Consider the following 13,677-nt stretch of genomic DNA (forward strand, 5'->3'; position numbering starts at 1 on the left):
TTTTCTGGATCAACAAAACTCCCTTCCGCCCGGAGGGCCGGTTTGACGCCTTGCTTTTGCAGTCTCGGTTGCGTTGCTGCCTTCGGGCTGTTTGGGCTCTTTACCTTTAAAGACTTAAACCTTGGGACAGGCCCGGGCTCTTATGCGGTTTTCGGCTTCCAATGGATTCGTGGATATCCGGGAACAGTTGGTGAGCAGGGCGCTTTATGCCCCGGCCCTTAAACCAGTCTCTTTTTTTCAAGGCAGAAACCGACGCCCTTCATTACCTTGAGCAGATAATCGTCCCTGTCGCGGTTGATTTCCGTTATGTCCCTGCCCTGGTAGTCGAAAAAGCCCTGTCCGGTTTTCACCCCCAGATGGCCTTTTTCAATTCTTTCGTGCAGGGCTTTGGGCCGGTTATCCACCGGCGGGTCAAAGAAATCTTTATCTAAAAGGTTCCTGGCGCTTAAATCCAGGCCGGTGAAGTCGTAGCGCTGAATCAGCCCCAGGACCATCATCCTGGGCGCTATGCTTGCCTTGACGGCCAGGTCCAGGTCTTCCATGGAGATATAGCCTTCATCCAAAAGGAAAAATGCCTCCCGCCCCAAGTTGCGCAGAATGCGGTTGATGATAAAACCGGGCAAGTACCTTTGGATAACAATGGGGATTTTGTCGAGTTTCTTCAGCAGCGTGAGACTTGTCTCGACCAGGTCTTGAGGGGTATTGGGCCCCTTTACAACCTCTACGAGAGGAATGATGTGAGGCGGCGCGAAAAAGTGGGCTATAAGGCTTCGTTTTTCCAAGGCGGGAGGCAGAAGGCCGTAAATATCCAAGGTGGAGGTGTTGCTCCACATAAGGGCCTCTTTCCCGGCCCGGGCTGCGACCTGCTCAAAGACCTTGCCCTTTATTTCGCGGTTTTCGCTTACGCATTCCATCACCAGATCCGCATCGGAAAGGGCCGGTTCGATCTCCCGGCTGAGGCCTATAGCATTAAGGGTGTCTTCGGCCTGCTTTGAGGTGAGAAGTTGATGCTCTATGAGGGTTTTTAAGTTGGTTTTTATGATCTCAATTGATTTATCCGCGGCCTTGGGGTCAAGATCAAAACCCGTAACCTCATATCCGGCCTGGGCAAAGGCCTGGACCAGTCCCGGCCCCATGGTGCCCAACCCTATAACGGTTATTTTTTTAATGTCGTCAAGCTCCATCTTTTCTGCTCCTCGAATGCCGGTCCGCTGTCAGTCGAGCTGCTTTAACCCCAGGATGCTCCTGGCTTCCCGGGGGGTTGCCGGTTCCTTTCCCAGCTCGCGGGCAATGCGCACTATCCTGGCCACCAGTTGGGCGTTGTTCTTGGCAAGCTCGCCCTTGGCGTAATAGATGTTGTCCTCCAGACCAACCCGGACCGAACCTCCCATAATCATGCCGATAGTGGCGGTGCTTGTCTGGTCCTTGCCCACACCGGTTGTGTTGAACAGGACCCCTTTGGGCAAGCGGTTCACCAAAGATGCCAGGTTTTGGGGAGTGGCCGCTTCGGCGCCCTGATAGCGCATGCCCAGAACCAGGTTTACACAATAGGGTTCAGTCACCTTTCCCTGGGCAATGAGCCTTTGCACCTCTTCCAGCATGGCGTGGTTGTAGACCTCCATCTCGGGCTTGATGTTCCTTTTGTTCATCTCACCGATAAAAAGGTCGATCTCTTCAGGCATGTTTGACCAGGGCACCCCCTTGTAGGGGCCGCCTATGCGCATCAGGCTGCCCATATTCAGGGAGGCCATCTCCGGCTGTGCCTTGAGGCACTCTATTCTCTGTTCCTGGGTCAGGTTGGGGCCTCCACCGGTGCTGTCCTGGATGATCAGGTCGCACTTTTCCCTTATTTTTTGGTGGATGTCCTTGAATATCGCCTCGTCGGAGGTGTTTTCCCCCTTGGGGTCTCGGGCGTGGATATGGCAGATCGCCGCGCCCTCGTTAAAGCACTCATAAGCGGATTCGGCTATTTCTGCGGGCTGTTCCGGCACATTCGGGTTCAGTTTCTTGTTGGTAATAGCCCCTGTTTGGGCCACTGTGATTATTACCCTGTCCGAAGGTATGGAATAAGACATCCCACCTGCCTTTCTTTATCCTGGTGTCTTTGAGTGCAAAACGGGCCAATTTTGCAAACGTTTGCAAAAATCATCAATAAAAACACCCCTCTTGGTCGGATTTAGCCGGGGTCAGATCCTGCCTTTGTACACCCCGGTGGATTCCCGTATTATCAGGTCCGAGGGGATGATGATTCTTTTCTCTAAGGGGCTGCCCTTTTCCATTATCTGGATAAGGCTTTTGGCCGCGGCCTTTCCAATCTCCACCACTCTTGTCCGCACCGTGGTCAAAGGGGGCTGGTGAAGTTCAAGTACATCAGAGCAGCCAATGGCCACAACCGAAAGGTCCTGGGGTATCTTAAGCCCCCGGCTCCTTATCTGGTGCAAAGCTCCGGGTGTGACGGAATCGTTTATGCAAATAACGCTTGTGGGCGGCTCCTCCATGTCCAGGAGCTTCCCCATGAGGTTGAAACCGTCTGTCTTGCTGAAATCGCTTTCCCTTATGTATTTTGATTTAAAATCAATGCCCTGCTCGGCCAGGGCGGCCTTGTAGGCGGCCAGGCGTTCGGTGGAATAGGCGGAATTCATGCGCCCAAGGATAAAGGCAATTTTGGTGTGCCCCAGGCTGATGAGGTAGGTTACCGCCCTTTTGACGCTTTGATGGTTCTCGGAATTCACCGAGGCCACGTCCGGCCCCTTTTGGTCGCCGAATCCGGGAACCACCACTGTCGGCACCTGCATCTCCACCAGCTCGTCTATATTTTTGTCGTCCGTGCGGTTGGCCACCACAACCACTCCGTCAACCATGCGGCGCTGGTATAGTGAGGCGTAGCCGCTTTTTTCGTTGATGGATAGCATGAGCCGGTAATCGTGTTTGTTGGCCTGCTGACTGAGGCCCAAAAGAATATGCGAGTAAAACGGGTTTTGAAAGGCAAACTCGCTGGCGCGGGGAATGACCACGGCTATCACCCCGACTCTTTTTTGCACCAGGGCCTTGGCCTGGTAATGGGGGAAATAGTTCATCTCCTTGGCCAGCTTCAGGATCTTTTCCCTCACTTGCGGCTTGACGCCCTTTTTATCATTAAGGGCCCTGGAGACCGTGGAGTAGGAGACCCCTGCCTTGAGGGCTATTTCCTTGATAGTCGGCATATTTGAGATATAACCTCGAATAAGTGTGGATTGATCCTACTGCAAACGTTTGCGATAAGTCAATCGGAAATATGGATGAGATGGGAAATATTTTTTATCTGGTTTTGGTGGGGTAATCGGTTTTCAAATCAGGGATTGGCAAGCATCGGGAGCAGCAAGTTTTTATCAGTGATCCGGGCCTGCCATGCGTTTTTCCAGACGGTTGACCGCCAGAGAGCAGGTCAGGGTCAGGCTTAGATACAGTAAAAACACTGTAATCCAGACTTCAAAGGTGAGGTAGGTGGCGCTCATAAGCTCCATGCCTTGGAAGGTGAGTTCCTGGATGGAGATTATGGAGACAATTGCCGAATCCTTTATGGTTGAGATGAACTGCCCGCCCAGGGGAGGCAGGATGCGGCGCATGGCCTGGGGCAGGATTACATGCTGCATGCGCTGCCGGGAGGATAACCCCAGGGCATAGGCGGCTTCCCATTGGCCTTTTTCCACGGACTGGATGCCCGCCCTGATTATCTCCGTGATATAGGCTCCTTCATAAAGGGCCAGGGTAAAAACCGCCGATAAAAAGGCGGGCAGGGCCTGGGGCTTGGCAAACAAAATTGTCACCATCTCCCTGACCCAGCCGGGCGCAGCGTCCATGGCGTTTGAGATGTGCAGAGTGGGCAGGAGCTGTTCACTTAAAAAATAGTAAATGATAAATACCAGCACCAAAGGCGGCAGGTTGCGCACGCTCTCCACATAAGACCAGCCCATCAGGCGATGAAACAACCCCCGGCTCAAACGGGAGAGCCCCATAACAAGTCCCAGGATTGTGGCAAGCAGGGTGGACCATACACTGAGCCTGATGGTGGTTAAAAGCCCGTTCAATAGAAGGTTAGGCACATAACTTTGAGTTTCGTCATCAAAGCGTATGAAATATTGCGGGATAATCGCCCAGTCCCAGTCATAGCCCATGCCCACCGCCACCCTGTGGGCCAGATAGGCCAGGCCTGTGGCCACGGAAGCCAGGATGGCCAGGTCCAGAAATGAGGTTTTGGGGAGTTTCAAAAGAGTTATCCTTATCGATCCGCTTGGCGCGCCTTGGGGACAAAAGCCACGGCCGGGGTAAAACCCGGTTCCGGTCTGCGGATTAATCCTGTTTTTTGGTCAAAAAATAGAGTCTGCTAAATCTTGGGCCCGGCCCGCCTCCATAGGCGGGCCGGGTTGGTTTTACTTAATCAGCTTTTCCCAGTCTTTGGTCCCGAACCAGTAATCTTTGTGTTCCTGAAGCCAGCCCTTGTGTTTCTTCACCAGAATCCAGTTGTTAAAGAAGTTCAAAGTGTCTATATCCCCTTTGCGCAGGGCAAAGCCGATAGGTTCCTTGGTAAAGGTCCCTTTGATCGGCAAGAACAGGCGCTTGGGATATTTGAGGGCGTGGAAGGCGGGCAGCGGGGCGGAAGAGACCACCGCATGGGCCCGACCGGTCATAAGCTCCTGCAAGGCCTGGGACTCGTCGTCAAAAAGCCTTACCTCGGCCTTGGGGAAAAACTTCTTGGCCGCCTGGGCCGCAGTGGTGCCGAGGCGGGCGGCTATGGTGACCCCTTCTTTATTAAAGGCATCCAGGGAATCGAAACCTTCAGCCTTTTTCTTGTTAGCCACAATGGACATGCCGCTATAGTCATAGGGCGTAGTGAAGTTCACCTTCAGGTTTCGGTTAGGCAGAATTCCCATACCGCCTATGATCACATCAAACTTGCCGGTTAAAAGGGCCGGGATGATGCCGGACCATTTGGTCGGTACAAATTCGACCTTCACTCCCATGTCCTTGGCCAGCTCACGGGCAACATCAATCTCAAAGCCGATGAATTTTCCGGTTTTGTCCTTCATGGCCCAGGGGATGAAAGTGGAAAACCCAACCCTGAGAACCCCTCTTTTCAAAACCTGTTCCAGGGTGCTTTCCTGGGTGAGTTTTTGCCTTAGCTCCTGTGCCATGGCCTGACCGACCAGGCAGAAGGCAAGGGTGAATACAATGATCATGCATGCAAAAAGTCGGTGTTTGCGCATTTTCTTGAAGCCTCCATCAAAGTATTTGACTCAGGAAAAGCCTGGTGCGCTCTTCCCGCGGATTACTGAAAAAATCCCGGCTGTCGGCCTGCTCAACTATCAGGCCGTCTTCCATGAAAACGATGTGATCCCCTGCCTCGCGGGCAAAACCCATCTCATGGGTCACCACCACCATGGTCATGCCCTCATTGGCCAGCGCCTTCATAACCTCCAGCACCTCCCCGATCATCTCCGGGTCCAGGGCGCTGGTGGCTTCGTCAAAGAGCATGATTTTGGGCTTCATGGCCAGTGCCCTGGCAATGGCCACGCGTTGCTGTTGGCCGCCGCTCAACTGGCCGGGCTTGGCCTCTATCTTCTCCAGCATGCCCACCTTGCCCAGGAGGTCCTTGGTTGTCTCCTCGGCTTGTTTGCGGTTTTTTTTGCGCACCAGCATCTGGGCTAGGTTTATGTTTTCGCGCACGGTCATATGGGGAAACAGGTTGAATGACTGAAACACCATGCCCACTTCCCTGCGTATGGCCATGCGGTTTTGCTTGCTGTGGTCCAGGGGAATATTGTCTATGACGATGCTGCCCCGGTCTATTTCCTCCAACCCGTTCAGACAGCGCAGAAAGGTGGATTTACCCGAGCCCGAAGGCCCAACGATCACCACAACTTCGCTGGGTTTCACCAGCAGGGAAAAACCTCGTAGGGCCTCCACTCCATTGGGATAGGTCTTTTTGATATCCTTGGCTTGGATTATGTATTCCGAATCCTGCTTTAATGACAAAGGGTTCTCCTGCTAAGCTGCTCAGGCTGTTTCAATCATGCGGTCTTCCAAACGGGAGACCAGAAAAGAAAGGGATGCGGTGAGTAAAAGGTATATACCCGCTACTGTAAACCATATCTCAAAGGTGAGAAAGGTTTCGGATATAACAGCCTGGGCCTGCATGGTCAGATCATATATGGCTATGGTGCTCACCAGGGCCGAGTCTTTGATCAAGGAAACCGCCTGGCCGGTCAACGGCGGCAGCATATGGCGCATGGCCTGGGGCAGTATCACCTTGCGCAGGGTGTCAAATCCGCTCAAGCCCAGGCTGTGGCACGCCTCCCATTGCCCCTTGGGGATGGCCTGGATGCCCGCCCTGATTATTTCTGAAGTGTAGGCCCCTTCAAAAAGGCTTAAGCTCACCACAGCCGAGGTGAACGCGTTTATATCCAATATGGGTGCGATGACAAAGTACATGAAAAAAATCTGGATAAGCAGCGGCGAATTGCGGATCGTTTCCAGATAGAACCTGGCTAATCCCCTGGCTGCCCAGGAGTCTGAAAGCCTGAACAAAGCGGTTGTCAGGCCAAAGAAAAAAGCCAGGAAAAAACTGAAAAAGGTGATTTTCAAGGTGACCCAAAGCCCCTCTAGAAGAGGCCCGGCCACAAAACCGCCTGCGTCAAGGGAATAGAGGTATTGGGGCACTCGATACCACTGCCAGTTATAGCCGAGCCCTTTTGAACCTCTGACGACCAGCCAAACCAAAACCCCGGTCGTAAGGATGAATTTGGTTATCTCCCAGGCGGTGGCGGCAGTGCTTCTTTTAGGTTTGTTAAAAGGCAATTTAACTCGTTTTGGGGCGTTTTTGCCCAGACAAAAAGCCCATTCGATTTAATGGTTTTAGTTTGTTTCTCGGCTTGCTCTTGCCTTTACGGCGCACCATAACCAGCTTTTCATACTATTGGCCGGGACGCGTCTTTTCAATGCCCTGTATCCATAAGGCCCATAATGAAAATATTATTTAAGAAAGATCTGTTTTGGGTTGGAGCACTAAAATAGGCTTAAGGGAACTATTGAGCCTATATTCATTCTAGTGTCGATTCTTCCTAATGTCCAAAATGCCGGGCCCTTAAGTTGATAAAAACGGATTTGATCCGTAATTTTAAAGTATTACAGAGTATAAATAGTTTAGCCAAATTCCGCAAAATATAAACGCCCGCATTTAATCGGGTCGAACAAGGCGGATAATAAAAGGCCGGACCTTGGCCTCAAAAGCGGGCGTGTCAAAAATAAGGTCGCCTAAAGTGTCAATAAGGGCGCCTAAAGTGTCAAGTGGGAACGAAGTTCTCAGGCTGTTGACAAACAGCCTGAACGCGGGCCAAGGACACACCCCTGAAAAATCTTTGATTTTTCGGGGACCCCGAATGACGGCCCGCCGAATTGAGAGGCTTTCATAAGGCCAGTAATTCGAGCCACTTGGCAAGACCGCGTTTTTGCCAAGTGGCCTCTGACAAAGCCCAGGAGGACTTTGTCAGCAAACTATGGGAACGAAGTTTCCTGTTTTTTTTACAGGATGACTTTTATATGAATCGTTTTTGAAAAAACTCATTATTCAAAAAAATACCGCGAGGGATTCGCTAACTATTCCGTTTGATTGTCAGGGTATTTTCAGCTGAGGACAGCAGGCAAGATACTGAAAGGCCGGTAATTTGCCTGAAGGCCGTTGGACAGTCCCTGTAATTGACAGGGCTTGGTTTTGACGGGCCTAGTTTTTACGCAAAAGCCCTACCATGATCCCTAAAATCCGGGGAGGTTCTTCCTCTGAACTGATGATGATGCTTTGCATGGCCTGGTTGGCCGGGCGCAGCTCCAGGCCTTCTTTATGGGGATGGATGTGTTTCAGGGTGACTTCGTCGTCTAAAAGCACTGCCGCAACTTCACCGGGGTTGGCGGTCTCCTGGGCCCTTAAGATAACCAAATCACCCTCGGCAATATGATCCTCGATCATGGAGTCGCCCTTTACCCTTAAGGCAAAGAAACGCCCTGCACCAAAAAAGGAAGGCTCCAGACCAAGTATTTCGTCGGACTCTTCCACCGCCAACAGGGGCTGGCCCGCCGCGATCCTGCCGAGTACAGGTATGCCGTTGACAGGCTTGACCAGGCCCAGGGCCCTGGGCCTGCCCGAGGCCGGGTGGAGGTAGCCTTTTTTTTCAAGAGCCTTGATATGGTCATGAGCCGCCCGGGGGGAGCGAAAACCGAAATTCCTGGCAACCTCGCGCACAGTGGGGGAAAATCCATGCCCGGCCTGGAATTCCTGTATAAATTCCAAAACCTGTTTTTGCCTGTCTGTAAGCCCCTTGGTCATGGTCCCGGCCTCCATGTAAGTATATACTCTTTACTATACATGAGTTGATGTGGAGGTCAATAAAAAAACGAGCCGGAGCTATGAGTTGCATCTTGTTGTTTAAAACGGTGAGAGCTGTTAAGTTATCTGTCCTTGTTCATGGGCGGGTTCTCGTCACATTTGCACCTTTCCATTTGACAAGCCACGAGATTTTGTCTTTAATTACGCTATCCAATCCAAAACTCTAATGGTGTGTATAATGGCTGTTTACTTCGGTTTTACCTGACTTAACCCAGAGGATGCTACCCGGGTTTGGTAGAAGGTTAAACCGAAGCTGTCATTTATCTATCCACGCCAGCTTCACATACATCAAGTAGCCGTCAACTTCCCGGGTTGATCTTGACTTCGAACCGTCGGTTCGAACGGGTTTTTCCGTGGGGAGGGGGCGTGTTCCACTCAGCCAAGGCAAAGAGTCTGATCTCAGCCGCCGCTGACCAATCCCGTCAGGCGGTCCGGCGCCTGACGCCGTCCTTGAATCCCCGAAATGGTTTTCCCAAATCTTCCGGTCAAGCTCGTCGCGGCCGCCCCAGCCCCGGCGGATGAAAGGACATTAAACCAAATGGCGCAAATGACGATCAACGGCATGGAAGCATCCTTTACTCCCGGCCAGACCATACTGGAAGTGGCCAGGTCACAGGGTGTCAGGATCCCCACTCTGTGCCATCTGCCTCAGGCCGAAGCCACCGGAGTCTGCCGAATATGCGTGGTGGAGGTGGCCGGATCAGAAGTTCTTCTCCCCTCATGCAGCACTTCCGCCTGGCACGGCATGGAAGTTTTGACCAACAGCCCCCGGGTGCGTGAGGCGCGTAAGGCTATCTTGGAAATGCTGCTCACCTCCGGCGAGCATAACTGTTTTGCAATGGATCTACCCCCGGAACAATGGACCGATTTTCAGCATAGAGTCATGGCTAAACCGTGGCACCAAAGCATATGTCCGGCCCACGGCGACTGTGAACTGCAGGATTTGGTGGTGGAATACGGCGTGCGGGTCAATGACCTGGAAATTCCTGAAAGAGATTATCCCCTGGACGACAGTCACCCCATGTTTGTGCGGGATTTCAGCCGCTGCATCCAGTGCGGGCGTTGTGTACAGGCCTGCAATGAGGTGCAGGTCAACTTGGCCATTTCAGTTCCCTGGGGTCCGCGCAGGGAACAGGAGCCGAAAAACGCCTGGTTTCCCCTGGCTGATTACGACAAGTGCACCCATTGCGGCGAATGCGTGCAAGCCTGCCCTGTGGGTGCTCTTTTTGAGAAAAAAGCCTTTGGCCTGTCCCATGCCCACGAGGCGGATCTGGTGCGCACCACCTGTCCCTATTGCGGGGTGGGTTGCCAGCTCCGGTTGCATGTGAAAGATGGTCGCATTATAAAGGTGACCGGGGTGGAGAGCGCCCAACCCAACCAGGGGAGGCTATGCGTGAAAGGCCGTTTCGGCTATGACTTCATTCATTCCAGCGAGCGCCTGACCACGCCTTTGATCAAGGAAAACGGTGAATTCCGCGAGGCCTCCTGGGATGAAGCATTGAACCTGGTGGCAGATAAATTCATGGAGATCAAGGAAAAATACGGGGCCGACGCCCTGGCCGGGATTTCCTGCGCCCGCAGCACCAATGAAGACTCCTATAACATGCAAAAGCTTTTTCGGGCCGTGATCGGAACCAACAATATCGACCACTGCGCCCGGGTCTGCCATGCCCCCACCGTAGCCGGCCTGGCCCAATCGTTTGGCTCCGGGGCCATGACCAACAGCTTTGCCGATTTCAGCAAAGCCAAAATGTTTTTCGTGATCGGGTCCAATATGACCGAGGCCCACCCGGTGGCCGCCACATTTGTCAAAAACGCTGTACGCAAGGGTGCTGATCTGATTTTAGTGGATCCCAGGGCCACGGCTTTGAAGGATTTTGCCTCCATACATATGCCCCTCAAGGTGGGCACGGATGTAGCGCTTATAAACGGCCTGATGAACGTGCTGATCACGGAGGGGCTCTATGACAAACAGTACGTGCAAAATTGCACCCGGGGGTTTGAAGGGTTGCAGGCCACGGTCATGGATTATACGCCCGAGCGGGCGGCCGAGATCACCGGACTGGACCCTGATCTGATCCGCCGGGCTGCCCGCCGCCTGGCCTCGGTCAAACCGGCTATGTTGATCTACACCCTGGGCATCACCGAACACACCTGCGGGGTGGATAACGTGATGAGCACCGCCAACCTGCAGATGCTCCTGGGCAACGTGGGCTTTGAGTGCGGAGGAGTGAATCCCTTGCGCGGGCAGAACAACGTACAGGGGGCCTGCGACATGGGGGCTTTACCCAATGTGTATCCCGGCTATCAAAAGGTGGATGATGTAGAGAGCAGGTTTAAATTCCAAGACTTTTGGGACGTTTTGCTTGATGATAAAATCGGCCGCATGATGCCTGAAATGTTCAACGGCTTGAAGGACAAAAGTATTCGCGGCCTTTATATCTTCGGCGAGAACGTGGCCAATACCGAGCCGGACATAAGCCATGTGGAACATTGCCTGGAAATGGCGGAGTTCCTGGTGGTCAACGATATCTTTCCCAATGAAACCACTCGATTCGCCGATGTTATTTTTCCCGCAACTGCCTGGAGCGAGGACGAGGGCACCTTTACCAACAGCGAACGCCGGGTGAGCCTGGTGCGCAAGGCGGTGGAGGCCCCGGGCGAGGCCCGGCCCAACTGGTGGATCTTCAAGGAGATCGCCGGGCGCATGGGACACCAATGGGACTCAAACAGCGGCGCCGAGATCTGGGACAATGAAATTTCATGCCTGGCCCCCCAGATGGCCGGTATCAAATACAGCCGCATCCAAAACGACGGACTGCAGTGGCCAGTGCCCGACCTGAACCACAAGGGCACGCCCTACCTGCATAAGGACGGCTGCTTTACCTGCGGTCTGGGCAACTTCAAGGCGCTTGAATGGGCTCCGCCCGCCGAGGTGGCAGATGAGAAATACCCCCTGGTTCTAAGCACCGGACGTCGGCTGTATCACTACCACACCCGCACCCAAACCGGCCGCTGCCAGGGGCTCAACGATCTTTTGGGCAAGGAAACCGCAGATATCTCCATCGCCGATGCCAGGCATTTGGGTATCAGCGACGGTGATCGCGTCAGGGTGGTTTCTCGCAGGGGAAAGGTGGAGCTGACCGCCAGGGTGACCCCGGAGGTGCAACAAGGCATGGTGTGGATGGCTTTTCATTTCCGCGAGGGGTGCGCCAACTGGCTCACCAACCAGGCTTACGACCCGGTTTCCATGACCGCCGAATACAAAGCCTGCGCGGTCAGGGTGGAGAAGCTGGGCTGCAGTTGATTTGCCTCCGCAGGCTGTAAAATGTATAGGCTCTATACTTCGGAAGGCATCCGGCCGGAAAAAAATATCCGGCCGGATGTAATAAACGGGAGAGGTTTAATCTTCATGGCCTTTATTTGAAAATTGCTTTTAACTGGGGGGAAAACCAATTTCTTCGGCAAAAGTCAGCTGAAAATCAGGATCCCCGGCCAAATTCAGCACCTCTATTTTATTTGCCAAAAGAGCAGCCTCGCGGCGTTTATCCTGGTCCAGCAAGGCTTGGGCCGCTCCAGACCCGGCCGCGTTGACCATGGCCTCAATCTTTCCGGCTTGGCAAGGGATCATGCCTATGGCCCGCGCACTTTGCCAGTCAAAATGAGCCCCAAAAGCGCCGGTGAGGATCAGCCGGGATACCTGCGAAATCCCCGCCCGGGATAATAAAAGCTTAATGCCTGCGGCCAAGGCAGCCTTGGAGAGTTGAATCTGGCGCAAATCCTTTAAGGTGAGGCAGATGTCCCGGCCTGTTCCCGAATCTTCGGACCGGACCAGGGTAAAAGACTGTCCGATCCCTTTTTCATCGATTTCAACCTTTGGTTTACTTTCATCCAGGCGGCCGTTTTGTTTTACCACCCCGGCTTTTAGCAGGGCTGCCACAACGTCGATCACTCCCGAGCCGCAAATTCCGCTGGGAAGGGCCCCTGATTCCCCGCCTATTACCTGGTAGCGAGGTATAAGAGTAGATGGGTCCAGTGAAAATCGGTGTATGGCCCCTTTCACGGCCCGCATGCCGCAGCTTAGATGAGCACCTTCCAAAGTGGGGCCTGTGGCGCAACTGGCGGCCCAGAGCCTGCCTTGACGGCAAAGCACCAACTCTCCATTGGTGCCTATATCTACAAGCAGTGTGGTTTCCTTTTGCTTGTCGAGGTCACAGGCAATCGCCGCTGCCAGGGTGTCTCCCCCTATGAATCCCGAAACCACGGGGAAGATATGTACATTGATGCCCGGAGACAGGTTCAAGCCAACTTCATGGGCGCAGAAGTCCTGAGGCTTTTGGGTAAAGGGAAGATAAGGCGCCTGCCCCAGGCCATAGGGGTCAAGGCCGCAAAAAATTTGCTGCATTGTGCTGTTGCCCACAGCCAACACTTCGTCAATGTTCCCGGGATCTAATTTTGCTTTAAGCAGGCAGGCCTTGGCCAGGTTGTTAATTTCGTCCCGCACCAGCCTGCTAAGGAGTTCAAGCCCCTTTTTGTGTTTACGGGTGTAGGCTATGCGGCTTATTACATCCTGCCCCATCGATGCCTGCGGATTTGCCGAGTTGGAGGCTGCCAGAAGTTTTCCGGTGTCAAAATCCAAAAGATAGGCGGCCAGGGTTGTGGTGCCAAGATCCAGGGCCAGGCCCAGGCTTTGGGGTTGCTTTCCCTTGTGGGCCGCAACTATGCCTTTTTTTTGATGAGTCACTAAAGTGGTGTTTTCCCCGGGCCTCAGGGAGCCGGCCAATTGCCTGGCAGCGCCCAGGTTGGCCAGTTGCTTTTCCCGTTGGTCTGCCCTGTTAATGCCTTGGGCTTCCCAAAGGGAGCCTGCTTGAGCCGTGAGGGGGGTGGGCTCAAGCAGGATGCGCTTGACCAGGGGATTGGTTTGGTAGCTATCGGGCAGATCTGTTTTACCGCAGGCCTCTCTGGTTGTGAGTGTCTGCCGGGGAATTTGTACGGTGAGCGGTTTTATCACCTTGACCTGACAGGCCAGCCGCCAGCCTTGACCCAGTTTTTCCGGGCCAAGGTTTTTGAATTCTGCGGGAGAGGGCGGGGATGCCGCCTCTCTGGAGGATATGCGCACCAGACATTTGCCGCACACCCCCAAGCCGCCGCAATCAAAACGCAGGGTGTATCCCGCTTTGCTCAATAGCTCTATCAGAGGGGCGGCTTGTCCTTGCCCTTTTGGGGGCGCAATCTCAAGACACTGGCAGGAGGAGTCCATG

Annotated in this window: 10 protein-coding genes; 1 reads left to right on the forward strand and 9 read right to left on the reverse strand. The window is 53.6% G+C overall.

Annotated features, from left to right (window positions below):
- Positions 1 to 218: 218 nt before the first annotated feature.
- The 8 genes from X474_RS23345 to lexA all read right to left on the reverse strand — a co-directional run bounded on the left by X474_RS23345 (position 219) and on the right by lexA (position 8,356).
- Positions 219 to 1,184 (reverse strand): 3-hydroxyacyl-CoA dehydrogenase family protein, encoded by a 966-nt coding sequence (locus X474_RS23345; RefSeq protein ID WP_044352393.1) that lies wholly within the window; start codon positions 1,182 to 1,184, stop codon positions 219 to 221.
- Positions 1,185 to 1,214: 30 nt separating this feature from the next.
- The gene (locus tag X474_RS23350) at positions 1,215 to 2,075 is read right to left on the reverse strand and encodes a beta-keto acid cleavage family enzyme (protein WP_044352394.1); all 861 of its coding nucleotides are present in this window, start codon (positions 2,073 to 2,075) and stop codon (positions 1,215 to 1,217) included.
- A gap of 111 nt (positions 2,076 to 2,186) precedes the next feature.
- Positions 2,187 to 3,203 carry a LacI family DNA-binding transcriptional regulator gene (locus tag X474_RS23355; RefSeq protein ID WP_044352395.1) on the reverse strand — a complete coding sequence of 339 codons (1,017 nt, stop codon included), beginning with the start codon at positions 3,201 to 3,203 and terminating at the stop codon, positions 2,187 to 2,189.
- A gap of 165 nt (positions 3,204 to 3,368) precedes the next feature.
- Entirely contained in the window at positions 3,369 to 4,247 is an 879-nt protein-coding gene (locus X474_RS23360; RefSeq protein WP_197282246.1) for an amino acid ABC transporter permease, read from the reverse strand.
- A gap of 162 nt (positions 4,248 to 4,409) precedes the next feature.
- On the reverse strand, positions 4,410 to 5,243 hold the full coding sequence (locus X474_RS23365) for a transporter substrate-binding domain-containing protein (RefSeq protein ID WP_044352398.1): 834 nt from the start codon (positions 5,241 to 5,243) through the stop codon (positions 4,410 to 4,412).
- Between the two features lie 16 nt (positions 5,244 to 5,259).
- Positions 5,260 to 6,012 (reverse strand): amino acid ABC transporter ATP-binding protein, encoded by a 753-nt coding sequence (locus X474_RS23370; RefSeq protein WP_044352399.1) that lies wholly within the window; start codon positions 6,010 to 6,012, stop codon positions 5,260 to 5,262.
- Positions 6,013 to 6,033: 21 nt separating this feature from the next.
- Positions 6,034 to 6,834: an amino acid ABC transporter permease gene (locus X474_RS23375; protein ID WP_044352401.1), complete on the reverse strand. Its 801-nt coding sequence runs from the start codon at positions 6,832 to 6,834 to the stop codon at positions 6,034 to 6,036.
- Positions 6,835 to 7,756: 922 nt separating this feature from the next.
- Positions 7,757 to 8,356: a transcriptional repressor LexA gene (gene lexA / locus X474_RS23380; protein ID WP_044352527.1), complete on the reverse strand. Its 600-nt coding sequence runs from the start codon at positions 8,354 to 8,356 to the stop codon at positions 7,757 to 7,759.
- A 598-nt stretch (positions 8,357 to 8,954) separates the two neighbouring features.
- Here lexA and fdhF point away from each other — a divergent pair.
- Positions 8,955 to 11,723 (forward strand): formate dehydrogenase subunit alpha, encoded by a 2,769-nt coding sequence (gene fdhF, locus X474_RS23385; RefSeq protein ID WP_044352529.1) that lies wholly within the window; start codon positions 8,955 to 8,957, stop codon positions 11,721 to 11,723.
- Positions 11,724 to 11,852: 129 nt separating this feature from the next.
- Here the strand turns inward: fdhF and X474_RS23390 are convergent, their stop codons facing one another.
- Positions 11,853 to 13,676, reverse strand: coding sequence for an ASKHA domain-containing protein (locus X474_RS23390; RefSeq protein ID WP_044352403.1), 1,824 nt, complete (start codon positions 13,674 to 13,676; stop codon positions 11,853 to 11,855).
- Position 13,677: the final 1 nt, after the last annotated feature.

Source organism: Dethiosulfatarculus sandiegensis (genome assembly GCF_000931935.2).
Lineage (GTDB): Bacteria > Desulfobacterota > Desulfarculia > Desulfarculales > Desulfarculaceae > Dethiosulfatarculus > Dethiosulfatarculus sandiegensis.